This window comes from Leucobacter shiyiweii (assembly GCF_052446065.1).
GTDB lineage: Bacteria > Actinomycetota > Actinomycetes > Actinomycetales > Microbacteriaceae > Leucobacter.
In genome coordinates this window covers 1,638,480-1,664,088 of the sequence record NZ_CM127080.1, presented here as the reverse complement: position 1 = coordinate 1,664,088, position 25,609 = coordinate 1,638,480, and the positions used below count along the sequence as shown (strand labels likewise).

The 25,609-nt window shown below is 62.2% G+C and carries 25 protein-coding genes and 1 pseudogene; 23 read left to right on the top strand and 3 right to left on the bottom strand.

Going from position 1 to position 25,609, the window contains the following annotated elements; genetic code table 11:
- Positions 1 to 7: 7 nt before the first annotated feature.
- Positions 8 to 829 (bottom strand): hypothetical protein, encoded by an 822-nt coding sequence (locus tag ACTNFJ_RS07735; protein ID WP_271394424.1) that lies wholly within the window; start codon positions 827 to 829, stop codon positions 8 to 10.
- Entirely contained in the window at positions 819 to 1,736 is a 918-nt protein-coding gene (locus ACTNFJ_RS07730) for a hypothetical protein (protein ID WP_206348526.1), read from the bottom strand. The genes ACTNFJ_RS07735 and ACTNFJ_RS07730 overlap by 11 nt, the downstream gene beginning before the upstream one ends.
- Before the next feature lie 403 nt (positions 1,737 to 2,139).
- Here ACTNFJ_RS07730 and ACTNFJ_RS07725 point away from each other — a divergent pair, with 403 nt between their 5' ends.
- From ACTNFJ_RS07725 to ACTNFJ_RS07640, 18 genes and pseudogenes are all read left to right on the top strand, one after another.
- Positions 2,140 to 3,216: a DNA-methyltransferase gene (locus ACTNFJ_RS07725; protein ID WP_241095361.1), complete on the top strand. Its 1,077-nt coding sequence runs from the start codon at positions 2,140 to 2,142 to the stop codon at positions 3,214 to 3,216.
- A gap of 342 nt (positions 3,217 to 3,558) precedes the next feature.
- Positions 3,559 to 3,612: a chloramphenicol resistance leader peptide gene (locus ACTNFJ_RS07720; protein WP_011113070.1), complete on the top strand. Its 54-nt coding sequence runs from the start codon at positions 3,559 to 3,561 to the stop codon at positions 3,610 to 3,612.
- A gap of 21 nt (positions 3,613 to 3,633) precedes the next feature.
- Positions 3,634 to 4,809: a chloramphenicol efflux MFS transporter Cmx gene (cmx, locus tag ACTNFJ_RS07715; protein WP_183664392.1), complete on the top strand. Its 1,176-nt coding sequence runs from the start codon at positions 3,634 to 3,636 to the stop codon at positions 4,807 to 4,809.
- Positions 4,809 to 5,800, top strand: a pseudogene (locus tag ACTNFJ_RS07710) (IS481 family transposase). Before cmx ends, ACTNFJ_RS07710 begins: the two are co-directional and overlap by 1 nt.
- A 125-nt stretch (positions 5,801 to 5,925) precedes the next feature.
- Entirely contained in the window at positions 5,926 to 6,420 is a 495-nt protein-coding gene (locus tag ACTNFJ_RS07705) for a hypothetical protein (RefSeq protein WP_183664390.1), read from the top strand.
- Positions 6,421 to 6,634: 214 nt separating this feature from the next.
- The gene (locus ACTNFJ_RS07700) at positions 6,635 to 8,008 is read left to right on the top strand and encodes a hypothetical protein (RefSeq protein ID WP_183664388.1); all 1,374 of its coding nucleotides are present in this window, start codon (positions 6,635 to 6,637) and stop codon (positions 8,006 to 8,008) included.
- A 270-nt stretch (positions 8,009 to 8,278) separates the two neighbouring features.
- The gene (locus tag ACTNFJ_RS07695) at positions 8,279 to 9,169 is read left to right on the top strand and encodes a bifunctional DNA primase/polymerase (RefSeq protein ID WP_183664386.1); all 891 of its coding nucleotides are present in this window, start codon (positions 8,279 to 8,281) and stop codon (positions 9,167 to 9,169) included.
- Positions 9,166 to 9,969 carry a DUF2637 domain-containing protein gene (locus ACTNFJ_RS07690; protein ID WP_183664384.1) on the top strand — a complete coding sequence of 268 codons (804 nt, stop codon included), beginning with the start codon at positions 9,166 to 9,168 and terminating at the stop codon, positions 9,967 to 9,969. Before ACTNFJ_RS07695 ends, ACTNFJ_RS07690 begins: the two co-directional genes overlap by 4 nt.
- Complete coding sequence (locus ACTNFJ_RS07685) at positions 9,962 to 10,366, top strand: hypothetical protein (protein WP_183664382.1); 405 nt, start codon at positions 9,962 to 9,964, stop codon at positions 10,364 to 10,366. The genes ACTNFJ_RS07690 and ACTNFJ_RS07685 overlap by 8 nt, the downstream gene beginning before the upstream one ends.
- Positions 10,367 to 10,646: 280 nt before the next feature.
- Positions 10,647 to 11,486: a hypothetical protein gene (locus tag ACTNFJ_RS07680; RefSeq protein ID WP_183664380.1), complete on the top strand. Its 840-nt coding sequence runs from the start codon at positions 10,647 to 10,649 to the stop codon at positions 11,484 to 11,486.
- A complete protein-coding gene (locus ACTNFJ_RS07675) occupies positions 11,483 to 12,592 on the top strand; it encodes a ParB N-terminal domain-containing protein (RefSeq protein WP_313276969.1) in 1,110 nt (369 codons plus the stop codon). The genes ACTNFJ_RS07680 and ACTNFJ_RS07675 overlap by 4 nt, the downstream gene beginning before the upstream one ends.
- Positions 12,579 to 13,058: a hypothetical protein gene (locus tag ACTNFJ_RS07670; RefSeq protein ID WP_183664376.1), complete on the top strand. Its 480-nt coding sequence runs from the start codon at positions 12,579 to 12,581 to the stop codon at positions 13,056 to 13,058. The genes ACTNFJ_RS07675 and ACTNFJ_RS07670 overlap by 14 nt, the downstream gene beginning before the upstream one ends.
- Before the next feature lie 69 nt (positions 13,059 to 13,127).
- Entirely contained in the window at positions 13,128 to 13,811 is a 684-nt protein-coding gene (locus ACTNFJ_RS07665) for a type I phosphoribosyltransferase (RefSeq protein WP_188046636.1), read from the top strand.
- A gap of 12 nt (positions 13,812 to 13,823) precedes the next feature.
- Positions 13,824 to 14,990: a M23 family metallopeptidase gene (locus tag ACTNFJ_RS07660; protein ID WP_183664372.1), complete on the top strand. Its 1,167-nt coding sequence runs from the start codon at positions 13,824 to 13,826 to the stop codon at positions 14,988 to 14,990.
- 67 nt (positions 14,991 to 15,057) lie between these two features.
- Positions 15,058 to 15,363, top strand: a complete 306-nt coding sequence (locus tag ACTNFJ_RS07655; protein WP_183664370.1) for a DUF6112 family protein — start codon at positions 15,058 to 15,060, stop codon at positions 15,361 to 15,363.
- Positions 15,364 to 15,438: 75 nt separating this feature from the next.
- On the top strand, positions 15,439 to 15,762 hold the full coding sequence (locus tag ACTNFJ_RS07650; protein WP_183664368.1) for a DUF6112 family protein: 324 nt from the start codon (positions 15,439 to 15,441) through the stop codon (positions 15,760 to 15,762).
- A gap of 33 nt (positions 15,763 to 15,795) precedes the next feature.
- Complete coding sequence (locus ACTNFJ_RS07645; RefSeq protein WP_183664366.1) at positions 15,796 to 17,202, top strand: TrbL/VirB6 family protein; 1,407 nt, start codon at positions 15,796 to 15,798, stop codon at positions 17,200 to 17,202.
- A 168-nt stretch (positions 17,203 to 17,370) separates the two neighbouring features.
- Complete coding sequence (locus ACTNFJ_RS07640; RefSeq protein ID WP_363839348.1) at positions 17,371 to 18,828, top strand: SCO6880 family protein; 1,458 nt, start codon at positions 17,371 to 17,373, stop codon at positions 18,826 to 18,828.
- A gap of 126 nt (positions 18,829 to 18,954) precedes the next feature.
- Here ACTNFJ_RS07640 and ACTNFJ_RS07635 read toward each other — a convergent pair whose 3' ends face one another.
- Positions 18,955 to 20,286: a hypothetical protein gene (locus tag ACTNFJ_RS07635; protein WP_183664364.1), complete on the bottom strand. Its 1,332-nt coding sequence runs from the start codon at positions 20,284 to 20,286 to the stop codon at positions 18,955 to 18,957.
- Positions 20,287 to 20,498: 212 nt separating this feature from the next.
- Between ACTNFJ_RS07635 and ACTNFJ_RS07630 the strand changes: the two genes are divergently transcribed.
- From ACTNFJ_RS07630 to ACTNFJ_RS07610, 5 genes are all read left to right on the top strand, one after another.
- Positions 20,499 to 22,025 carry a putative type IV secretion/conjugal transfer ATPase gene (locus ACTNFJ_RS07630; RefSeq protein WP_183664362.1) on the top strand — a complete coding sequence of 509 codons (1,527 nt, stop codon included), beginning with the start codon at positions 20,499 to 20,501 and terminating at the stop codon, positions 22,023 to 22,025.
- 61 nt (positions 22,026 to 22,086) lie between these two features.
- Entirely contained in the window at positions 22,087 to 22,551 is a 465-nt protein-coding gene (locus tag ACTNFJ_RS07625) for a hypothetical protein (protein WP_435905794.1), read from the top strand.
- A 154-nt stretch (positions 22,552 to 22,705) separates the two neighbouring features.
- On the top strand, positions 22,706 to 23,170 hold the full coding sequence (locus tag ACTNFJ_RS07620; RefSeq protein ID WP_183664358.1) for a hypothetical protein: 465 nt from the start codon (positions 22,706 to 22,708) through the stop codon (positions 23,168 to 23,170).
- Positions 23,171 to 23,242: 72 nt separating this feature from the next.
- On the top strand, positions 23,243 to 25,009 hold the full coding sequence (locus ACTNFJ_RS07615) for a TraM recognition domain-containing protein (protein WP_313276974.1): 1,767 nt from the start codon (positions 23,243 to 23,245) through the stop codon (positions 25,007 to 25,009).
- Between the two features lie 73 nt (positions 25,010 to 25,082).
- Positions 25,083 to 25,574, top strand: coding sequence for a single-stranded DNA-binding protein (locus ACTNFJ_RS07610; protein WP_183664354.1), 492 nt, complete (start codon positions 25,083 to 25,085; stop codon positions 25,572 to 25,574).
- The last annotated feature ends 35 nt before the right edge of the window (positions 25,575 to 25,609 follow it).

The window sequence follows — 25,609 nt, the reverse complement described above, 5'->3', positions numbered from 1 at the left end:
GTCGTTTCTATCTGATGGATGCGGACTGTTCGATCCGCTCGGCTGCGTCACTGCACACTCGGTTAACTGTCTGAGCGAACTGGAGCATCGTTGCATGGAGCAAAGGTGTCGGTGTGCCAGGGATCGGTGTGGTCGCGAGGTGTCGCAACATCATGAAAGAGAAGTGGCTCAGGTCGCTCAGAAACTTCCAAGTAGCAAACTCCACGCTGTTATCGCCGTAGTGGACCTTTACCGGCGCGCTGGTAGTCAGCTTCCTCGTCGACTCGGAAACGTCGAGCCCCAACTCGCCCGCGAGGCGTTCGAAGTGTGTCCGTGTTGCTGTCCTCTCAGCAGTGATGTGCGCCGAAAGTGCCTCACCCATCTCCACAGGCACAGCGCCGACGGTAGGTGCAGCAGTAGCCAGAAGCAGGTGGTTCTCTGTGAAATAGAGCGAGTCGGTGAATAGCGCACGGAACGCTCGGGTGAGGCGTTCCTTGCGATCCTCGGGAGCCTGAAGCCAAGCGATCGTCGTCGCATCCTCGATGGCAGCGCGCATCAGCGGGTACAGCACCGTCGCGTCCAGGTGGAAACGCCCTGGTTCAGTCTTGAAGATATCCCGATGTAGTGCACGCAGCATCCGTGCAGCGTTCCTCGCTCGCTCCTGGACATACCTCGATACGGCGAGCGAGTCCTCGCCGACGGTTGCGCTGGCATTATCTCGGTGTAGTCGTGAACCGTCAGGGAACCCTGCATCCGCAAGCTTCTCGAAGCACTCGGCACGTTCCGTCCAACGGTCGCACGCCTGCCAGAGCTTTGCGACAGTCTCCTCTGGGTCCATTTCAACCTGCATTGTCCACTCCCGGGCTACGTCGCGTCTGATCCGTGGTGAGCCGAGGTCCCGGACCTGCGCCCCGTTTTCCGGGAATCGCGGGAGTGAGGAACCCTTCGCGGCGTGCAGAGGCGATCCAGTCTCTGACGGTCGCCTCTGGACGATCGAAGCGTGCTGCGAGACGTTTGAGGAGACCGACTCCAGCAGGTGCTTCTTCGAGATATGCGTGTGCAATCTCGGTGAGGGTGCTGTCCGGAAGTGGCGGGCGTCCTCGTTTGGTCTGCTTGGCGGCACGCGCGCCTGACTCGAGGGCGTTGACTTCTTCGGAAGTAAGTTCGTCGGGTCCACGATCCCGTCCCATGAGAACCTGGAGGCCATCGGTGCGCCATGCCTCGTGGGCCAGGGATTGCTGCGCCATTGCGACGATTCTTCCAAGTGGGATCCGTCGCAAGACATCGCTGGTGATGAGCTGCTCAGGTTCGCTGCGTTCTTTCTGCTGGTCGTTGCCATCCTCGCCGACGAAGTCGCCCCAGTCATCAAAGTATCCCCAAGAGGTTCGGAAGAGTTCTAGCTCAGCAATCTCCAGCCCCCGGCCGCGATTGATCAGAATGCCATAAACAGTGACGGGTAAGTCTCGACTGTTGTAGATGAAGTCAGAGACGTATCCTTTGCCGCGCGCACGTTCCTTGATGTAAAGCTCGAGGCGCTCGGTTTGCCAAGTCGATTCGTCATCGGGATCGAGTGCATCATTTCGATCCCAACCGGGGTCGAACATTGCGCCTTTGTAGAGGTCATTTAGCTGGCGCATGCGACTGCGGTCGTAAGACAGGTCTCGGACCTGCGGATGGTCGGAGCGGATGCGCAATTCGTCTTCGGGAACGTTGGGATCCACGTAGTCGTCGGATGTGAACTCAGGTTTCGGTGCCATGTCAATCAGCATATGACAGCAGGTTCGCATACAAGATGGTAAAATCTACCGACTTGTGCCGCAGGGATACTCGGCAGGTTTCCGGCCCAACATTTTAAGCTGTCAGCATTGGGAGGATGTGGCCGGACCACCTCCGCCAATTTCGCCAGGTAGCGAATGGTGGTGGCCGGGTCGGCGATTTCACGTTGATTGCCGATCGTGTGTGGGAGATCTGAGGCACTGGGAATCAGCGAAACTCGATCGGCTCGTCGGATGGCACGAAGCGGTGAAATCGGCGCTCTCGGCTCGAGGCGACACGTGGCTTGTGTCGCCTCGTCGTTCTGCGGTTGGCCCCGTACCTGCTGGGTGAGCCTGTCATGCCGACACAGCGGCGGACATGCCCCGAACAGCAGGGAGCTCCACCATGCCCGACCCCACGCCGCCACCGGCTATGCCCGCCGGGCACTTACCCGCACCCAGCTACGCCGACGACCAGGTCACGCTCTACGAGGGCGATACCGTCCAGCTCCTCCCGCTCCTCACGGCGGCGAGTATCGATGCCCTGGTCACCGACCCGCCCTACGGGCTCAGCTTCAACGGGCACTCCTGGGACGACGCCAGTGGGTTCCGCGACTCCCTCTCTCACCTCGATACCAGCGCAATGACTGGGCCAGAGATATTCGAGGCCTGGTGCACCGCTTGGGCGCACGGCGCATTGCACGCGCTGAAGCCGGGCGCACACATTGCAGTGTTCGGTGGTGCACGCACATGGCACAGGATGGTGCGCGGCATCGAGGACGCCGGGTTTGAGATCCGGGATCAGATTGCCTGGCTGCACACCACTGGGATGCCGAAGTCGATGGACCTTTCGCACGCACTCGACAAACACCACGGTGCGCACCGTCCCGACCGTACGGTGCAGACCACCGAGCATGATGGTGTGCTCGGTGCGACGCGCACGGTGCTCTCGAAGGGCACACCCGTGACGGAAGACGCACAGCTCTGGGAGGGGTGGGGCACGGCGTTGCGTCCGGCGTTCGAGCCGATCATCATCGCCCGCAAGCCACCCGAGCAGAACACAGTCCGGAACGTGCTCGCGCATGGTGTCGGCGGGATCAACATTGACGGAGCCCGGTTTGCCGATGACCGGTGGCCGACGAATGTCGCTTTCGATGCGTCCCAGGCGGACTCTTTAGATGTGTTGACGGGGACGTGGCAGGGCGAGTCGCTGTCACGGAAATTCCCCATCTTCCGTTTTGAACACAAGCCTTCACAGGCCGAACGTCCCCGCGCGTTCGGGGTGTCGCATTCGACAGTGAAACCGCTCGGACTCATGCGCTGGCTGATCACCCTGCTCACCCCGCCGGGCGGCACCGTGTTGGAACCGTTCGCCGGATCCGGGACCACCATCGAGGCCGCAGTCAGCGCTGGGTTTCGAGTGGTGGCGGTGGAGAAGGATCCGGCATACTTGCCGTTGATTCAATCTCGGTTGGGCCGCTGAACATCAATTCGGCCACATCGGTCCTCGCCAGATCACTGGAGGGCGGCAAACCCGATTCTTGCAGCTAGCTACGCGGAGACGGACGGATTGCTCACGAGACGACCGCGGTCATGGCGGACTCTCCGGCATTCTCGTCAGTCCGGTGATGTCCAGGGACGTTGTTCTGCCCCCGCGCGCAATGACCCCGTGCCTATTCAAGAAGTATCTGTCCAGACCGCTCGCCATTGAAGGCGTGTAGAGTTTGGGGTATGTCGAGTCCCGAATCAGACAGGTCAGGGGTTGTCGGTCACGCCGCCAGCCCCTTGAACCACTAGTTACAACGCCCACGATCTCTGTGGGCGTATGTCTGGCGTACCCGGGGCGCTGGCCGTGGTGACAAGAAGAACCATCTCTTGATCTCACACCTCGGAGTACTCGATGCCTTTTGCTTTATACATGCTTGCCCTGGCGGTCTTCGTCATGGGCACTTCAGAATTTATGCTCGCGGGGTTACTCCCTGCGATCGCGACCGAACTTGACGTCTCGGTCGGCACTGCAGGCCTGCTGACCTCTGCATTCGCGGTCGGTATGGTCATCGGCGCACCAGTGATGGCGGCGTTCGCTCGCCGTTGGCCACCGCGGCTCACATTGATCGTCTGCCTTATCGTTTTCGCGGGAAGCCACGTCATCGGAGCGATGACACCCGTGTTCTCTCTCCTGCTCATCACCAGGGTGCTCAGCGCTCTCGCAAACGCAGGATTCCTCGCCGTAGCACTGAGCACGGCCACAACCCTCGTACCAGCGAATCAGAAGGGGCGTGCACTGTCGATCCTGCTCTCCGGCACGACGATCGCAACCGTAGTGGGCGTCCCCGCCGGGGCACTGCTCGGCACAGCGCTGGGTTGGCGAACGACGTTCTGGGCGATCGCCATCCTCTGTATTCCCGCGGCCGTTGGAGTCATTCGTGGAGTCGCGAACAACGTTGGTCGGAGCGCGACTAGCGCGACCTCACCAAGGCTCCGTGTCGAGCTCAGCCAGTTGGCGACGCCGCGGCTCATCTTGGCCATGGCACTCGGGGCGCTGATCAACGGAGGGACCTTTGCAGCATTCACCTTCCTGGCACCCGTCGTGACCAAGACCGCGGGCTTGACTGATGGGTGGGTGTCCATCGTGCTGGTGATGTTCGGCATCGGATCGTTCCTTGGCGTCACGATCGCAGGACGCCTATCAGATCAACGACCTGGCCTCGTGCTCGCAGTCGGCGGACCGCTATTGCTGACAGGCTGGATCGTGTTGGCAGTGGTCGCGTCCCATCCCGTTGCGCTTATCGTCCTCGTCCTGATTCAGGGCTTTCTGTCGTTCGGTGTTGGCAGCACTCTGATCACGCGCGTGCTGTATGCAGCATCGGGTGCGCCAACGATGGGCGGTTCATACGCCACCGCGGCGCTGAACATCGGAGCTGCCGCGGGGCCGGTGCTTGGTGCGTTCGGGCTCGCGACCGGGCTGGGGTTGATCGCGCCGATTTGGGTCGCCTCGGTGCTGACAGCGATCGCTCTCGTCATCATGCTTCTCACAGGGCGCGCGCTCACGAAGACCGCGGTGGAGGCCAATTGATGAATCATCCAAATGCGCTTCTCACTCCTCGTACCCGTCTCCGGTTAGCCCGTCTGATTATCGAAGACGGCTATCCGGCCACGATCGCCGCAAAGATGTTCATGGTCTCCCGATCACGGCCCGGAAATGGGCCGGTCGCTACCAGGAAGAGGGTGAGTTTGGGATGCAGGATCGCTCCAGCAAGCCGCACCGGATCCCAGGCAGGACGCCCGAGCATGTCAAGAAGAAGATCATCAACCTGTGCTGGCGGCTTCGACTGGGGCCAGCCCAGATCGCTGCGCGACTTGGCCTCTCGACGTCCACTGTTCACGCGGTCCTCGTCCGTTGCCGCGTCGTAAACTGCCTCTCGCATATCGATAGTGTCACTGGCGAGCCCTTGAGGCGATATGAGCATCCTTATCCGGGATTGTAGATTCATGTCGATGTCACGAAGTTCGGCAACATCCCCGACGGCGGTGGACATCGTTACGTAGGTCGGCAGCAAGGCGCACGGGACAAGCTCGCGACTCCGGGATTGCCACGAGGAAAAGACCACAAGCCGCGCACCGGAACGGCGTTCGTTCACACAGTCATCGACGACCACTCCCGCGTCGCATATGCAAAAATCTGCTCGGACGAGCAGGCGAGCACAGCGGTGGGAGTTCTCGAACGCGCCGTGGACTGGTTCGCCGAACGAGGCGTGACCGTCGAGCGAGTCCTATCCGACAACGGGTCGGCCTACAGATCCCACGCATGGAGAGACTTCTGCGCTCGGCTCGGCATCCGACACAAGCGGACAAGCCCCTACCGGCCGCAGACGAACGGGAAGATCGAGAGATTCCACCGCACGCTCGGGGACGGATGGGCCTATGCCAGGTTTTACGGTTCAGAAGCCGAACGACGCCTGGCACTGCCCGGCTGGCTCCACTTCTACAACCACCACCGACACCACTCTGCGATTGCCGGCACACCCTTCGACCGACTCAAAAACGTCCCTGGACATCACAACTAGATCGCCAAGGAACGGATCATCAACAACTCGCCAGCGACAACGGCATGCACTGATTGGTTGCCTACCTGACAGGTATACCGCCCCGTAACAACGGGCGGCGCACCAGCATATGGAAAGGAACAATCATGGCCACCGGCCTCCCTGATGAAGAACCAAACACCCCAGCCTCCCTGGAAGCAAACGTGACGCCACGAAGTGTGCCCGCATATCTGTTCCTCGGGGTGATCCTCTGGTCTGATGACACCGAGGAAGATCCAACGGTGATCGCCGACCGAAACCCGGTGACGTTGGCACGGACCATGGCGGTGATGATCCACGAGATGATCGACGACTCACCCGCCTACGAGGGTGCGACGGAGTTCCTGGAATCGAATCCGCCACCGCAAGATTGGGTCCTACCCGAAGACGTCGACGACTGGTTGGAGGCGTTGCGGGAGGCAACCCCGTATCCGTCGTATTCGTTCCACCAGATCCCGACGACCGGTGGGGCCGATGGCACGAACCGTACCGTTGTGAACCGGTACCTGGACAGTGCGCTCCAGGCGCGTGAGCAGTCACTGAGTGTGGACGCTCCAGATGACCCCCGACGCCAGCATCCCGGCCCTGCGCACAGCCTATGACCCACCGGCACTACGTCGAGATACTCGGTCTCAGTGAGGCCCGCGAACATGACGATTTGACGCATGTTTCATACTCAGAGCCGCATCTTCACCCGATCCGCTGGACAACACCGGTGGGGCCGCCTATCCCGGAAGTACTGCCTGCGGTTGACCCGCGCCTGACGTGCGCATCGCGTGCAGATAGTCGGGCCACTAAATAAAGGAGAAACTTGCCATGTCTGATATCAACGTCACGCCACCGCTGGGATATGTTCCTGATCCGTTGACCCCGCACCGGGTGGTGATCGAGTTCGATGTCCTCGCGCGCAGTCAGGCCGAAGCTGACTACATCGTGAATGAGGTACTTGTTGAAGAACTTGCCGGTGAACCTGAGACGATTCGCACCGATGGGGATCGGGTGTTCGGGGAGGACTTCGGCGGTGACGTGTCGAGCATCACTTCGTGGATCCCCGTCACCGGCACTCCGGCAGCGACACCTCGCCAGGTTGTGATTCCGTCGCCGGGGTGGGAATCATTCGAGGAGAGCGGGATACCGGAGATCGTGGCCGAGATGTTCCCGCCCGAACCCCACACCAGCAATTTCAGCCTCCCCGACGGTGCACCCGACACCGAAGGCTTCGATGAAGCACACGAACAGTGGCGCGACGAATGCCTCTCACTCGCAATCCAAGCCTCACGACTCCCAGACACGCTCACGAAGCTGGAGCGAGCGGAGCGTGTTCGTGATGGGCTCATCGACCTCATCGAACGAGAACAGCTGCCCGTGGAGCCGGTGAAAGAGGATTACCTCGTCACCGTTGCGCCCGCGTACGAGGGCGAATTTGAGGATATGCGGTTTGCGTGGGATCACGGGCAGTGGCGCACCGCGTTCACCGACCTCGCTAGGCATCGAGAACATGCCCTCCAGGGGTTACTTGCTGAGGGCGGACCGCGGACGATGTTCCTGCCGGAAAAGTTCCATCGGGAGTGGCTTCCCGCGGACCTGATCGCGATCCAAACTCTCCGAACGGTCGTGGAACGGGAGACGGCCGGGCAAGGGGTACCGCTGCTGGACCGAACGCAACGGGAACAGTTGGAGGCGATGCTGTTCGCTGCGGACCCAGATGTGCGCATCTCCGACCCCGCAGACCCAGACCGAGGCGAGCTGTATGCCGGGCCTGCATCAGAAGCTCATGACTGGATTCCACCGGGCGTATATGACGCGGAGGGACTCGATGGCGCTGGTGAGTTTCGGGTCGTTGTCGGCAGGATGCCGATCGGTGAGGGGACTACAGCATCAGCGGCATTCCCTCCAGTCGAGCACGACAGCGCCACACTGAACGAGGTCGCACGCATCATCGAACAGCACACCGAACAGCACGATGCAGCGGCGGTACTGCGGCAGGTGAACGCGGCGGTTCTCCGCACCGGTCGCACCGGGGTGACCCCTGCAAATTTCAGTGACGCAACTTCCGAAGTACCGTTGACAAGACTCGAGCGTGGAGTCCTCTTAGGTGACCTCCTCGCTGACCGAGAACAGCACCTCGGCTCCGGCCCGGAGGACCCCGAATCGCCATCCACAGACCGTCATCCGGGGCGGCATTTGTAGCAAATTCATACTCGACCATCGCGGCAGCGTGGTGCGGTGGACTTGACGATTTGACGCATGTTCTATACAAATCCGCGCATCTTTACCCGAAATGCTGGCCAAACGATCGAAGGCTCGGGTAGGCGTTGAGATCTGAACGAATGCTTTGACGCGGAGTAGCTGACCGCTGGGTGACACCTTGCCGTGGGGGGCAGCAGTGGCGCTGCCGCACCTGGATTGGTGACACCACATTCATAAGAGTCTGGAACCGGTGTCACGAGGGAGGCGCACATGAATATCAACGACCCCATCGCCTGGCCGCTGCCCATGCGCCTCCCTGCCAACCTATCCGACGCTGCGGCTGCATACGCGACCGCCGGGGTGGCAGTGTTTCCCTGCGTGCCCGGCGGAAAACGACCCCTCACGAAGCGCGGGTTCCACGATGCCAGCACCGACCCGAGGCAAGTCGCACGCTGGTGGGATCGGGTTCCGACCGCGAATATTGGCATCCCCACCGGCAGCCTGGTTGATGTCCTAGACGTCGATGTGCACGCGGCGGGCACCGGGTTTCCAATCCTGCACAGCCTGCAAAAACGTGGGCTGGTCCATGGATGGGGGCAAGCGGTCCGCTCACCCTCGGGTGGCCTCCACCTCTACTACCCGGCAGACCCGGCGCAAGCATCTCCATCGTGGTCGCGAGGACACACACATGTCGATTTCCGGAGCACGGGCGGATACATCATCGCACCGCCCTCCACGGTCACCACCGACCGTGGCGACCGCGGTTACGAAGTGATCGCTCTCGGCAAGAAACCAAGCCCCGTGGACGCCGAGGCGATCCGAGACTTCCTCACTCCGCAGCCTATTCCGACGTCCCGATCCTCATCTGGCTCTTCGTTGGTGCAGGACAAATCGGTGGAACGGATTGCCGACTGGGTAGCGCTCCTGCCGGAGGGCAACCGAAACGCGGGCTTGTTCTGGGCGGCCTGCCGCCTCGCCGAGGCCGGCATGACCGAACTACGCACCACTACTGTGCTGGGGCCGGCGGCAACACGGGCGGGCCTTGCCTCACGGGAGATTGCGGCGACGATCCGGTCCGCGCACCACAGTGCCCAAGTCCCTTACGACCCTGGCGAAAGCACTGTATCCACGTTGATCGTGAAGGCTCCGGTCGGACGATGACCACACACGCCCTAACGCCTAGCACCCCCACTTGGAGTGACGGTGTGCCGGGCTCGGATACGGCAGGGCCGCCTGCGGGTTCTGGGGTGTCACGGTTTGTGATTGTCCTCGCCGTAACCGGGACAATTCTTCTCGCGCTCGGCGCGTTCTGGCTGTCATTCACCACACTTCAAGACCTTGCTGTGCTCTCCGGGATCCCCTCAGAGCAGGCATGGATCTGGCCGCTCATAGTCGACGGCGTGATCCTGGAAGCCACCGTCAGCGTCGTCGCCTTGCGAAACTCCACACCATCAGCGCGGCGATTCGCCTGGCTGCTCCTCGCTGCCGGGGCAGGAGTGTCGGTCGCAGCCAACATCACCCACGCTGTCGTCTCTGCTGATACCCGTGTCCCGGCACTCATAGCCGCGTTGGTCGCGTCGGTGCCACCGTTGGTGCTGCTGGCGATGACACATCTCACGGTCGAACTAACCCGCAACACCACCCCGGTCGTCGCTTCGATGGACACGAAGCAGCATGCCGTGATCGACGAAGCTAGACCCACAGGCCGCCAATCGGTGACGCCCACTGCGAAGCCTGTTCCTTCGGAGGCGGATCGTACTTCTACGCCTCATGTCCCACACTCCACACCAAACGGCACGGCTCCTGCTTCGCGAGAGGACGCACGGTTGCGGGCTTTGACGCTGAACGCCGACGGGGTGTCGAAGCGACAGATCGCCACCGAGCTCGGTGTGCATCCCACGACCGTGGGCCGCTGGCTGAACACACCTGACCGTCGACAGAACGGAGACACCCATGACTGACCCAATGAACCTCATTACCCCGGCCCCAGATCGACGCCACCCCGATGCCGATCCGACCCCGCAGACCACTGCGGCGACGGCGGCGGAGCGGCGGGCGAGCGAGTTCGCGACCCACGGGGACCCGACGCTCTCCCTCCACGACGTTGATCCGGCGTCGCAACGTCCGGGAGTGCAATGGGTGCGACCCACCGATCTTGCCGCCCGTACGGCGGGGGCCATCGTTGACCGCGGCGCGGACCTGAATACCCGCCTCCATGAGGCTGTCTTAGAAGGCGTCCGTGACGGACGTGCCCAGTTGCAGGAACGACTCGCCAAACGGCAAGACCAGTTGGACCCAGATATCACCCAGACGGCAACGCTCCGGCGTTCGCTCGGGAGAACGGGGGTGAGCCGATGAATGATCCTCGTCCCGGCACCACCCAGGTGCCGCACGACACCCCGACCCGCTAACCAAAACCTCTGCCGTCCAGGCCGTTCACACACCCCGGCCGGCACCATCACAGACCCCCGACACCGGGCACGTCTGCTGCTTTCCCCATGCCACCGCGCCAAAAACTGGCCCGGCAGGCATACCCGCAGCGGATGCGATTTGTGGGCTGTGGTCCCTTTCGAGGTTTCGCGGGATGGGAATCGTACCTACACATCACCGACAGAAATTTTCTCTTGAGGGAGTCGCTATGAACCATCACCACTCATCCCAGAACCACCCATCGATCCCGGATTTCACCACCGGGGAAGGGCTCCGTGAGCTGCTCACGGAGTTGAACGAACACAACGCGTGGGCGACGAGCCCGGTCGCTGCAGAACTGATGCTCTACGCCACTCAGAAGTACACGCCGATTGCGAAAGCGTGGCGTCGAGAACCGGCCGATGCCGCATATGAGGCGTTCGTCGCAATGAGGCAGCGAACCACGCTGCGCGCTGATGACCCGTGGGCGGTGGTCACTCGGGCAGTCGCGCTCGGCATCGCCGCCGAAGTACACGCCGACCGCAACATGACCTCCCAGGACAAGGCGCGCAGACCCTCGAAACGCCCCCGCGAAGAGCCAATGCGCGCCGGCCACTACGAGGAGTTCTTCTACGATGTCCACCCGCACGCCCACTCCCTCTACGCCAGAGAACTCGGCGACGAGGATCATTCGGCAGATCGGGTCATCCGCGCCACCTGCGTGTTCCTCGTCCTCACCGACTGGCCCGCACGCCCGGTCGAGCAGGCGGTGGACTACATCGCCCACCGTGTTACGGGGCTGTCCTCGCGAGGATCTGCGGTTGAGATCGTGTCGAAAGAACGGCACATCGCGATCCGCCTCGGGTACACCCCTGAAGAATGGGCGGCGCTCGTCCGTCTGGTCATCGGCACCAAGACCGGGAAGCGGAAGACCGGTCAGTACGGGCTCTTCGCCCGTGTGCTCCTCGGGGATGACGTCGCCGATCTCCTCCGCGACGAAGACCTCGTCGAAACCTCCCGGCGCAGTGCTTGCCTGCCTGACGGGCGGGACGGAGGGCAGTCGTTGTGACTCGGGGACATCTGATTCTGGAACATTCGATCGACCAACTCAAAAGGGGCTCACAGTACCGGCGTGACCTCGATGATGATCTGGACGAGCTGTGTGCGTCGATCCAACGCACCGGGGTGTTGAACCCTCCCGCGGTCACCGAGGAGTACGTGATTATCACCGGGAACCGCAGGGTCGCGGCGATGGAGAAACTCGGGATGCGTGTCACCCCCGTCTGGGTAGTTCCCGGTGTTTCCGACAAGCTCTCCTACGTTCTCGCGATCCGTGACGAGCAGACGCTTCAGAAGACACTCAGGCCGCTTGAGCAGGCGGAGCTCTATGAAGAACTCAAAGCGCTCTATGCCGAAGACGCCGAACGACGAGAGGCCGCCACCCGGTTCGGGGCGGCAAGCCGCGAGCAGCGACTCACCGAGAACCCGGGCTCCAGAGAGGGTGTGGCCGGGGGTGCCGAGTCGGCACCCCCGTGGCGCTCACCCAATGAAGGGAAAGCCCGGGTGCAGGCTGCGCGAGCGGTGACCGGCAGGGACTCACGGACAATGCTGGAACAGATCAACCAGCTCAAACAGATCGCTGCCGACGACGCCGAAGACCCCTATGTGCGCCAACACGCGGCCGAAGCACTGTTGGAGATCAACGAGGACCGGAAGGTCAATGGCCGATACCAGGCAGTGAAGACCAGGCAGAACGTAGCCCGTCTCACCCGTATGGCTGAACATCCGGACACTCCCGAGCAGGCTCGCACCGCTGCCGCGGCGGAGCTCCGCACCCTGCAAGACGTCGCATCTCCTGCAGAAGCGGCGAAAGAATCGGGCCTCGCCCTGGCCCGGGTGACCGAGATCCACAAGGCCGCGACCGATCCTGCACTGGTCGGATGGAAGGACGTGGATCCGCTGCTACGGGAAAAGCACGCGATCCGTAAGCTCGTCGATCTGCTGCGCCGCGAGCACGGCTGGTGGGACCGCTACGACCCGGAGGACTTCGGTAAGCACGCCGATGACGCCCAGTGGGAACTCGTCGAGAGCTACATCATCGAAAGTCACCGTTTTCTCGACTTCGCGCGCGGTGCCCGTGAACTACGGGAGGAGGCTCGTGATGCCGACGTTTGAGGATCCGAAGGTCGACGCCGACGAGCTCGGAGAAGCCGCTCGAGGTCTTGCCTACGCAACCCGGAGCTTCGAGACTCCCGTCGACACTTACGAGGTGCTCGGTTCCTTGCACCATGCTTTGTCAGGGGTGCAGCAGTCGCTGCAGCAATTGGCGGCCTGGCACGAGGGACACGGCCAGTTCGCTGCCACGGACAACGGGGACCGGACGGCTGGGCAGGAACACGCAGTCAATGCATCGGGCTGGTTGACGATCGCGGCAGCCTCCACCGAACAGGTGATTCATCTCGTGATGAAAGCTCAAGCCGAGAACGGGTACATCGCGTGGCAGCCTGACCGCCACATCGTTGCCGCGCCGAACCAACTCGCTGCCCTCGCCGAAGCACTCACGGCGCGGGAAGCAACCCTCACTCCTGAGGAGAACAACCCCAGCGGTGTGACCGGAAACGAGCGCGGCCTCTCGCGCTGAACCGCTCTTCCGGGTGGGGCGCGCACCTACCGGGTGACCCCATTTCGCCTGGCAGGAAGGCCCGCGCCCATGTCATCGCCACACTCTGAGCAGCATCGCAGGAAGCGACTACTCATCATCCTGACCATCACCGGCTTCGTCGTCACGTGTCTCGCCGCCGTCGGGATCTACGGCCTCGTCACCGGCCCTCAACAGGCAAGCACCCCACCTGCGACAAGCCCCGCCGCGCCGTCGGAACCTACTGTCGCTGCAGACGACCAGTTGGGTGCCCGGCTTCCCTCGCTCCCGAAAACGAATGACCCGGAGGCGTACGCGCGGGCAGTTACGGTCGCCCTGTTCGAGTGGGACACGTTCACCTTGCTCACCCCGGCCGATCACCGGGGTGTGCTGATTGCGGACGCCGATCCCACGGGCACCGAAGCCCCAGGGCTCATCTCGGATCTCGATGACTATTTCCCCTCAGCGTCGACGTGGCGAGACCTCGCGGAGTATCGCACCTCCCAGCAGATTCAGATTGAGCAGGTGTTCGTTCCGGACCTGTGGACGGAAGCAGTCGTAGCGTCTGGTGGGCAAATCGTCGAGGGCACCCACGCCTTAACCGTCGAGGGCATCCGGCATCGCGAAGGTGTCTGGTACGACGAGCCCGTGACTTCCGCGCATCCGGTCGCGTTCACTATTTTCATCTCATGTGAACCGGTGTTCGATCGCTGCCATCTCTTGCGACTGTCCGAACTCGACAACCCCCTCCGGTAAGCGAGCGCTCTGATGAAAAAGTTGCTCGTCTTCGCCCTCATTGGGATGCTCCTCACCCCAATGATTGGACTCCTTGGGGTCGGTGTGTTGGTCAACCCTGCAGTGCTCAATCAGGCGCACTGCATCGCCTCCGGCATCACCCTCGGTCCGATCCCAGACTCCCTGGAAGTGACGATGAAGGACGGGCACACGTTCACGCTGAACAAGCAGCAACTCACCCACGCGGGCACGATCATCACCACCGGATCGAACATTCCCGGGGTAGGGCGGGAAGGAGTTCTGATCGCGCTCATGGCTGCACTGACCGAGTCCACGTTGCGCCAGCTCGCCAACACCGGCACCTACCCCGAATCCGGGGACTTTCCGAATGACGGGAACGGATCCGATCATGACTCGCTCGGACTGTTCCAGATGCGCCCACAATCCGGGTGGGGAACCGTGGCCGAGCTCATGGATCCGAAGTACCAGGCTCGCGCCTTCTACGGCGGACCAGATGGCCCCAACTATCCGAGCCCTCGAGGGCTTCTGGATATTCCAGGGTGGCAGCAGATGGATAAAGGCGAGGCTGCCCAAGCGGTAGAAGTCTCCGCTTACCCGGACCGGTACCAAAACTATGAACCTGTTGCCCGGACCATCCTCGACGCCCTCACCCTCCGCGGAGGCAAAGGCAATGGTGTCCCTGGAGACATCGCGATTCCAGAAACGTCCCGGCTGGTGTTCCCACTACCGACCGGCAGCTACGTGCAGACCTCAACGTTTGGCCCGCGAATCGACCCGATCACAGGCGAAGCCCGCCTGCACTCCGGCACCGACTGGGCTGCCCCCGATGGGACTGCGATCTTCGCCCTCGCAGACGGGATCGTCACTTACGCAGGCATGGTCGAAGGGTTCTCCGGAGAGATCACCATCGAACACACGATCGGCGGTGAAAAAGTCGCGACGAGATACATCCACATGTGGGAGCACGGCATCCACGTCACTGCTGGGCAACGCATCATCGCGGGTCAACACATTGGCGACGTTGGCTCCTCCGGCCACTCCACCGGCCCTCATCTGCACTTCCAAGTCCACCCCGGCGGCGCGAACCATCCTGCGATAGACGCGGAACCATGGCTCGCCGCACGCGGCATCGAAGGCCTGGACGCTCCCGTCGGCGGCGGCCCGGGCTGCACCGCCTGACAGAGGCTCGATTAGCGTGCGCACCTGACCAGTACCCGACTCACTCGTGCCCCGTCAGGAGAACCCCATGCGCATCTCGCCCGTCTTACCTTTGATCCGTTTGGCGGAGAACGTCTACCCGAACATCGACAGTGTGGGCGGACGCGGCACCCTCATCGGCATAGTCGGTGCACTCCTGACCATCACGTTGATCATCGCCGTACTGATGATGGTGATCTCAGGAATCGTCTGGGCGGTGTCTTCTTCCAGTGGCAATTTCCAGGCTGCTGCGAAAGGCAAGGTCGGGGTGTTCGTCGCTCTTGGCGGAGCCGTCCTAGCTGGGGCGGGAGTTGCCTGGATGAACTTCCTGCTGAACCTCGGCGACACACTCTAAGCGCGTTTGCGTCCCGCACCTGTTCTGGTGACCACCGCCTGGTGGCTCACCAGTTCTCGTGAAGGAGCCCCTCCCATGTCTGCTGCCCTCGACACCCTCATCGCTATCACCGCGGTGTTACCTGCGGATATCAACATCACCCCGAACGACTCCGGGCTGCCCGGCATCGCTGCCCTCCGGACCGTGGTCGGGGCGGTAATGACAATCGGACTGATCCTCTCCGTCCTGGCACTGATCATCAGCGCCGTGGTTTGGGGCTTCGGCTCCAACAGCTCCAACCCGCACCTGGCCTCCCGCGGGAAGATCGGCGTACTCATCTCGTGCGCGGCGGCGATCATCACCGGCGCATCTGTGACGCTGATCAACTTCTTTTGGAACGTCGGACAGACCGTCTCCTAACCCACACCCCGAACATACGAAGGGAGGGGTGTTGTGGCTGGTATCTGTGACGTCCCCATCATCAGCAACGTCTGCGACACCGTCGGCGAAAGTGCCGCGACCCTGGTTGCGGCCCCGTTTGATTGGCTGGCCCAAGCCATCGGCCAGGCCGCGTCCTGGCTCTTCCAAGGTGTGTGGTCGTTGTTTGACTCCACCACTCTGGTCGACATCACCGGGGCCGGATACATCGGCGTCTACAACGTAATGTTCGGCATCGCGATCTTCTTGATGTTGATCTTCTTCTGCCTGCAACTGATCACCGGCCTGATCCGTCGAGACGCAGGCTCCCTTGGCCGAGCAGCCCTGGGGCTCGCGAAGTCAGTGCTCGGATCATTCCTGGTGATCACGCTCACCGCAACGCTGCTGGAGGTCGTCGACCAACTCTCCATCGGGATCATCCAAGCCACGGGAACGACCATCGAAGAAATGGGCGGGAAGATCGGAATCCTCGTCGCCGGCCTCACCGCGATCAACCTCACCGCACCCGGAGCGGGGGCGATCATCACGATCTTCCTTTCGTTCCTGGCAATCTGCGCGGCAGCGATCGTCTGGTTCTCCCTACTCATCCGCAAAGCCCTCATCCTGGTTGCGGTCGTGATGGCACCGATCGCATTATCCGGGGCGAGTTGGGATGCGACGAAGGGCTGGTTCGGAAAATGGGCATCCTTCGTGCTCGCCCTGATCTTCTCGAAACTCGTGATCGTCGTGGTCTTCCTAGTGGCAACCAACCAGGTCAACGCCCCGATCGACATGGACTTGTCATCCATCGCGGATCCCATCGCGGGGATCGTGCTGATGTTCATCGCCGCGTTCGCGCCATACATGGTGTACAAATTCATTTCCTTCGTCGGCTTCGACATGTACCACGTGATGTCCGCGGAGCAGGAGTCGAAGCAGGCGATGAACCGGCCGGTTCCGATGCCCGGGAAACCAGACGGTGCTGGACCGCAGAAAGTCCTCGACGGAGGAGGCGACAGCAAAGGCTCGGGCGGTGGTGCCCCGCCGCCGAGCTCAGCCCCTAAGCACTCTGCTGCTGGCTCAGCTGGAGGCGGTACTGCAGGCGCTGGTGCAGGAGGTGGCGCTGCGGCTGGAGGCGGTGGTGTAGCGGCCGGAGGTACAGCTGGTGCCGCCGCCGCTGGTCCGATCGGGATCGCCGCGGTCGCAGGCGCAACAATCGCCAAGGGTGCGGCAGAGGCCGGCCCGAAACTCGGCGGCGCAATCGGACGTACAGCCGACGGACACGCTGACGCAGCGGGAGAAGGGCAAACGCCTCCGCCGCCCCCTGACCGGTCCGTACCACCGGCGGCACCTCCCGTTACACCCTCATCCGCTCCGCCTTCCCAGGCGGCTGCTCGCACCTCATCTGCACCCCCGCCACCGCGGGCGGAGCCGAAGAGTTAGACCCCCAGACGTTCCCGAGAGGAGGTGACACCGCAACCCCTTGGCGGTGCGTGAGCGCAGGCATCCGAGTCAGCCAGCGACCTGACTTAGATCCCGCTCACGCACCGCCGTTCTTTCTTGCTGTTCGTACCTGACCGGCGATACCCATTCCCGCCTCGAGGAGTAATCATGGCCACCGCATCCAGCACCGAGTTCGATCTGTCCCCGGTGAAGTTCTCCCGACTCACCCGCCGGGGCATCATCCTCGGACTCTCACTACCGCAAGTCATCGCCGTCAGCATCGCCGTCCTCGTGTTCGTCGCCTCCCTCTACATCGGAGGCCCCGCCGCACTTTATACGGCACCGATCTGGGGCATCGCCCTCGGGCTAGCCGTGGTTCCATTCGGCGGCCGAAAGATGGTCGAGTGGGTGCCGATCACTCTGCACTGGATATGGCGGACCCGAGCCCACCAGACCAGTTACCGGCGCAAGATCGTGAAGCCCCGCCCCGCAGGAACCCTCGCGCTCCCGGGCGACGCGGCAGCACTGCGGCAGTATCAGGACAAGGAATCTGGTGCAATCATGGTGCACGATCCGCAGGCTCAAACATTGACGGCGCTGCTGGAGGTGACCCACCCCTCGTTCATCCTGCTAGACCCGGGAGAGCAAGAGCGCCGTGTCCACGCGTGGGGCCGGGTCCTCTCGACCACCTGCCGTTCTACCCGCATCGCTCGTCTGCAAGTGCTGGAGCGCACGGTCCCCGATTCCGGGTCCGGACTATCGCAGTGGTGGGCGGAGCACGGCAACGATGACGGGTCCTGGGTCGCCCAAACCTACCGGGAGCTGATCGAGAGGGCAGGCCCTGCCGGGGAACGCCACATCTCCACGATCTCGCTCAGCCTGGACATGCGGGCCGCCTCCCGCGCAATTCGCACCGCGGGCGGCAGCCTCAAAGGCGCAGCCGAAGTCCTCAAACAAGAGATGCACACGCTCACGACGGCGCTACGCACCGCGGATCTGAAACCCTCCGAGTGGTACACACCCGGCCAACTCGCCGTGATGCTCCGCAGTGCCTACGACCCGGGAGTCGCCGCCACCCTGGAACGTTCTGGAACGATCGGACACGACCTTGCTACTGCTGGTCCTGTTGCGGTGGAGGAAACGTGGGAGGGGCTGCGCTCGGATAGCGCCCATCATGCGGTGCTGTGGATATCGGAATGGCCGAGGTCTCTTGTCTATCCAGGGTTTCTTGCCCCAGTGCTGCTGTCCTCGGGAATCCGACGTTCGTTCACGCTGCTGTGTGACCCGATCCGCTCTGATCAGGCAGCACGGGATATTCGCAAGAAGAAGACCGAGTACATCTCGGATGCGACGCAACGCCAGCGGGTCGGGCAGATCGAAGACGCCCAACAATCCGCCGAGTACCAGGACGTGCTACAGCAGGAGGCCGACCTCACCTCCGGGCACGGGGTCATCCGCTACACCGGCCTCATCGCCGTCTCCGCCACCAGCAACGACGAACTCGAAGCTGCCGTGTCTGCGATCGAACAGGCCGCCATCCAAGCGTCTTGCGAGACCCGACGCTTGGTCGGCCAACAGGCACAAGCGTTCGTTGCTGCCGCATTGCCTTTATGCCGAGGCATTTGACGGTTGAACGTCATCATCTCGGCCTATAAAGCTCTGGAGCCAGTTGTTGGCGGATCAAGTGGCTGTATTTTCTCTACGTCTAGTTTCAGGTAAGCGGCGAGTTTGGACGAAAATGAGCCGGATGATCTAACGAGTGGTCACTACTGCGGTTCTGCTCGTCACTAGATGCCCGACTGGCGTCCAAGATTCGAAGCCTGAGTCTGTTTGAAAGTGATGCCTAGCACCTGGAAGTAGATCCGGATTCAAGGGGTGTGTGGCAGCCGGGTTGTGGTAAACCTCCATCCCGTCGATCCATGCTTCCTCATACCCCTCATTGACTTCGTTCGAAAAAGTTTCTTCTAATCTGCCGTCACTCGACACGCGAATTCCGCTATGGATAAGAGTCACTCCCGGTCGGCCGAAAGCAACCTTGACTCCCATTCTGTTGAATTTTGCGAGAGTACCGCTGGCGTTAAAAAGCACGGCGCTGATGTTGGGCGCGTCTGGAAGGCTAAAGAACCCTGACGCAATCTTCTTGCCCTTCCAGAGGTGATGCGTGACCGGACGGCTAACGATCTCTACTCCTTGATCATTCTGAACTTCAAGAAACTCGACACCGTATAGATACCGCAGCAGCGACTGCCCGCTGTATGTCATCGAGAACTCGTCATGAAAGTCTTGAATTGCAATCACTAGCGGCGCGTCAGCGACTTCCAGGCTTTCCCAGTAACGCTTTTCCAATTTCGCACTGAGCGGACCAGCGAACCGAATTGGGAGATAGTTCTGGACGTAATCAGCAATTTCCTCGACAGACTCGGGTTTCTGGGAAGTGGCAGGTTTCCCGTTGATGATTGAGGGGTTGATTGTCGTGGCCTCGATGAAGAAGGTACCTCCGAGGCCACGAGCGAGAAAATCTGGTGCAGGGCTCGGCTGTGATACCGCGTATCGTGATTCAACGAGCATTGCGAACAAATATAATTCCCAGATGCGCGCGTCGAATCCGGTCGTTTGGAATTGCTCTATGTAGTTGCCGTCCTGATTCTCATACCAACACATCATCACATTGATCAGTTCACGAGCTGCAGCAAACCCCTCACCAAATGCGAGATGCTGGAATCGCTCATGGAATCGTTGTTCCTTGACAACGGGCGCAAAGAAGTCGACTGGATCAGCTTCATCGCCTTGAACACGCTCTTCTTCTATGTCTGCTTCGACTTGCCTCATCAGACGGCGAAGCTCCGCGAGTGCATCTGCCGATGATGTGTAATAGGCGGTTTGTTTCACCCAGCGAAAGCGGCTAGCGAGGTCCCTGGCGAACAGGATGCCGGAGAACTCTTCATCTGTATCTAGCATCAGGAGAGCAAAAACTGACCTCGACTTGCTCTCAAACCAAGCAACCTCTTGGCCGAAGAGTACGGAAGTAGGTTGGCGGCAGAATCCTGCAAAGGCGTCAAATTTCTCTTGGGATATCTCTCTCATTGGCCTAAAACTGCCCCACTCGTTCCAAAAGCAGAAGTTCCGCGGTGAAATGACCAGCCTCTTCTTGCTGCTGTAGGTACTCATTCTCTCAAAACCCGACCAGCCGTACTAGGACGTTCGTGGCGACGATATTTCAGCCACAGTGCGGGGCTGAGCTTGAGGCAGTCCGCACCTGACGGATGTCACTGCTCGTCTTGAGGAAAGGCATCCACATGGGACCGCGACCGAATCCAAAGAAGCTCTACTCCACCGTCCTCGTCGAGGACGGGAAAGGTAAACGTCGCTCGCGCAAGGCCCGAGAGCGTGCTGCCGTGCAGGTGATCGCCCGCGACCGGTTCGCCCAGCTGGAGGCGGAGAGAGCGAAAGTTGCCGCCGAACGAGCAGCTGCTCGCAGCACCGACTATCTCCCCAGAGGCGGGGAACCGGGACCTGCCGCGTTGCGCTCGTATCGACAGTTTCGGGTGCCACCGCACCAGGACACCTCCGCAACCCTGCAGGGAGCCTATCCGTTCTTGGCTGAGGGCGGACTTGGCTCGCAGGGTGTGTTCGTGGGGCAGGATATGTACTCCGGCGGCAGCTTCGTCTACGACCCCTGGGTGCTCTACCAGCGCGGCATCATCACCGCCCCAAATCTCGTCCTGGCGGGTATCGTCGGCTCCGGGAAATCGTCGCTCGCGAAATCGCTCTACACCCGGTCGATCCCGTTCGGTCGCCGCGTCTATGTCCCTGGTGATCCGAAGGGTGAGCACACCGCGGTCGCCGAAGCTGTCGGTGGGAAAGCGATCATTCTCGGCCACGGACTCCGTAACCGCCTGAACCCGCTTGATGAGGGATACCGGCCTGGTGGGCTCTCCGACCCCGAATGGGCTTCCACCGTTGCTTCACGCCGCCGCGACCTGATCGGGGCCCTCGCCGAGACGGTGCTGGAGCGTGCCTTGTCACCGCTGGAGCACACCGTCATTGACGTTGCCTTGCAAGCCGTCGTCGCGTCAGCGTCGGTGCCGATCCTCCCGATGATCGTCGACCGGATTCTCACCCCTGATCCGGGCGATGACGAGCGCCTGGCTGAGGACGGACGTCTCGTCGGCCATGCGCTGCGCCGCCTCGTGTCTGGTGACCTCGCGGGGCTGTTCGATGGACCTTCGACTGTCACGTTTGACCCGACGCTGCCGATGATCACCCTCGACTTGTCTCGTGTCGTGGAGAACTCGACTCTGATCAGCGTGCTGATGACGTGCTCGAGTGCATGGATGGAGTCTGCGCTCCTGGACCCTAACGGGGGTCAACGGTGGGTGGTCTACGACGAAGCGTGGAGGCTGATGTCCCACCCGGCGCTGCTGAAGCGAATGGATGCGCATTGGCGGCTTGCCCGCCACTACGGCATCGCGAACCTCCTGATTTTCCATAAGCTCACCGACCTTGACAACGTTGGTGACCAGGGATCCGCCATGCGCGCCCTCGCCAACAGCCTCCTTGCCAACGCAGAGTCCCGGATCATCTATCGACAAGAATCTGATCAGATCGGAACCACCGGCAAGACGCTCGGTCTCACCGGTACAGAACAGAAACTGCTCCCCAGCCTCGGCACCGGGCAGGGGCTGTGGCGGATTAAAGAGTCCAGCTATGTGGTTCAGCATCAACTCCATCCGGAAGAGCTCCGGGTCTTCGACACGACGCAACGGATGAGCCAGAATCCGCCTAACCCCACAGCTCCCGGTAGCACTGCGGGCCTGTCATGAGCATGCAGGGCGCACCCATCTCGTCACCGCGAACGGTGTCGCCTGTAGGGGCGGCGGCGCGATGAGCGGCTTGTCCGAGGAGGAACTCGCCCAACACTCGACCGCGTTGGTGGACGGGTTGGAAGAGATCGCGCAGAGATACCCAGAGCACGTCATTCTCGCGTGGGAGGACCCCGTCACCTTCGGGAGCGGCCATTTCGTCCTGTATCCAGAAGCAGGCTCGATGACCCGGTTCGCGGTCGAGGAGCAATACACGGGCACCGATTGGTCCGACGACGATCGGGTGGCAACCTCGTGGACATGGGATTCACAGGCACGAGTTCGGCAAGCTGATGGCAGCTATCCCTGGAGGTCTCTCGCGCATGGCGAAGTCAAGGCCGGCGACTATCAGCAGCTACTGGACCTCGCCAAGGAATGGGCGAAGACTTCTCACGATCATGCAGAACGGGAACAGGCCCTCACCGCTGATCCCATCACGACGACGGCCGTCGACCGGGCGGGCGGGCCGCGCACCTTGTTGTCATGAACCCAAGAAATCACCCTCCAATGTCTTCGCTCGTTTTCGTTCGTGCGGACGTGATCGTATGAGTCTGCGCCGTGCCCGCCGAACCCCACAGAACCCACCCGTCCCACCCGTCCCACCGTCAGACCAGCGCGCAGAGATGGTCGTGGTGCCACCGGTGCTTCCGCAGATCCTCCTCGAGGCCATCAATGCCGACACACTCATCGCCACCGTCAACGGAGATAAGCTCTCGGCCACCCCGATCCGGCGAAGCGATATCACGCAGACCCTCACCGAGCTCATCGCCCGGCTCGGATCACCGACACGGGTGGAGGTGCGGGAGCTGGATGGCAGCGTCCACGCCGATATCCTCACCGCGCCCGCACCGCAGCCTCGGTCACCGTTTGCCCCGCCCGCCGACGTACCCGCAGCGGTGGTGCTACCGAGCTTGTTGGAGTTCGCCGCCGATGGATTCGTACCCGGCGAGGATGTTGCCCTCGCCCTGATTCTCCGCCATTCCTCCGCAGGACCGACGGGCACCGCCCGGGCGCTTTTGGATCGTGGAGAGAAACCAGTCGTGACAGGTGAGGTGATTCTGTTCGGCCGGATCTCCGGCACCACATCGGTGCAGCGCATCGACTGACCCGGCACAGCGCCCCGCACCTGTTCTCCTGACCCCGCACGCCCTGTCTCGGGGTCAGGAAGGTGGCCCGTCATGTCTGGCCCTGTGCAGGCGAAACCCGCCAACGATCTCTTCATCAACCTCGCCCTCGGCACCCTCATTGCCGCTGCCGGCTTCACCGGACTCATAAGAATCGCAGGCAGCGTGGCAGCGTTCCTCAGTGGCCTGCCGGAACCCACCGAAGGGTTCACCTCCGGCGTCAGCGTTCTCGCCACCCCCACCGATCCAGGGAAAGCACTCGGTGCTGACGGCCTCAACCCGATCCTCTACTGGGTCATCGTCGCCCTGTTCCTCGGGATCCTCGGAACGGCGGGCTTCTTCGTCTGGCGGGCAATCCACCAGGCCCACTCAAAAACCGACCCGCACCGGTTGGCCGGCACCGCAACAGCAGCCGAGGTCGCCCGGGTTGCCTCGGCAAAGGCCCTGGTAAAGAAGGCTGCAACGCTGCGGCCGTCACTGACCGGAAAGCCGGTCCCTGCCGATGTTGGATATCTCCTCGGCACCGGCAAAGGCGGGCAGGTGTGGGCGACCGTTGAAGACAGCATCCTGTTGATCGGTCCGCCCCGTTCCGGGAAAGGTTTGCATGTGGTCATCAACGCAATTCTCGACGCGCCCGGTGCTGTCATCACAACCTCCACCCGCCCTGACAATCTCACCGCGACGTTGAAAGCGCGGGCACGGAAGGGAAAGGTTGCCGTCTTCGACCCGCAGCAGCTGGCCCCGGGACTGCCCGCGGGGATGCGCTGGTCACCGGTGAGGGGCTGCCAGGACCCGTTGACGGCGATGATCCGCGCGAAAGGCCTTGCCACGGCCACCGGGTTCGGTGGTGTCCAAGATGCCGGATTCTGGGAAGGAAAGACCACTGCCGCAATCCAAGGACTCCTGCACGCGGCAGCACTGGATGGGCGCGGCGCGAGAACGCTCTACAAGTGGGCACTAAACCCGACTCTCGCCGCCGATGCTGTCCGGATCCTCTCCTCACACCCGGGAGCAGCGGAAGGATGGGCAGACTCATTGGATGCGATGGTGCAAGCCGACCCACGCACCAGGGACTCCATCTGGCAAGGCGTCTCCCTCGCGTTCTCCGCCCTGGCCGATCCTCGCGTCCTTGACGCGGTGAGCCCAGCCCCGGGCGAAGAGTTCGACCCGGAATCATTCCTGTTGGGTAACGGAACTTTGTACCTACTGGCGACGGGGGCCGGTGCTGGGGCGGCATCTGCGCTGGTGGCGGCGTTCATCGAAGACCTCGTCGAGACCGCGAGGAAGATCGCCGCACACTCACCGGGAGCCCGCATGGACCCACCTCTCCTGCTCGCGCTCGACGAGATCGGGAACCTCGCACCGTTACCCAGTCTGCCGACGCTGATGGCGGAAGGCGGCGGCACCGGCATCACCCCGCTGCCGGTGCTGCAGTCGCTGGCCCAAGCGCGGGAAAAGTGGGGCGAGAACCAGGCCAACGCGATCTGGGACGCCTCCATCGTGAAGATCATCCTCGGAGGCGCATCCAACAGCAGAGACCTGCAAGACCTCGCCACCCTCATCGGGGACCGCGACGAAACCACCGACTCCATTACCACCGACGCGTACGGAGCGCACTCGAGCCAGCGATCGATCCGACGCGTGCCGATCCTGCCACCCGATGTGCTGCGCACGCTCCCGTTCGGAACCGGGGTGGTGATGCTCCGCACCGCACGCCCCATCATCACGAACTTGCGGCCTTGGCCGAACCGCGCCGACTCGAAGCAACTCCGCACCGACCGGGCCGAGATCGAGCAGACACTTCAGGGCCGTGCCAGATAGTCCGGATCGGGATCGTACCTGTCGGGTAGTCCCAGCGATTCCGCGGGGGCGATGATCGATAGGAGTGAAGCTGATGACTATTCGCACGAAGGAATCCCTCTCGGGTTTCATCGCATCCGACCCGGAACTGACGTTCACCAGCAAAGGGGATGCGCGTTTGTATATGCGTGTCGGGCAACCGCAGGCCCGCTTCGAAGAAGACGGTACTTTCACAAACCTGGATCCGGCATTCACTGACCTCGTGATGTTCCGTAAATCCGCTGAACTCGCGCATGCGCAGTTCCGTAAAGGCGACAACTTCATCGCCGAGGGTGAAACCCGCACATACACCGGCAACGAAGGGGCCGACCGAGAACAGTTTGTCGCGTCCCGAATCGGACATGACAACAACATCACCCGCTACACGGTTGACCGCACCGGCCCGGAACGCGACGCTGCAAAGCGGGAGGCCCCGGTACAGGAACAAGTGCAACAGGCACTCGCGGAGCGAGAAGCGCAGCTGGACCCTGAACCTGCCACAGCTGCCCGCGACAACACCCCTCCTCGCGAGGCCGTGGCCCGATGACCCGGGTGCGGCGACCAGTACCCCGTACACCTCCA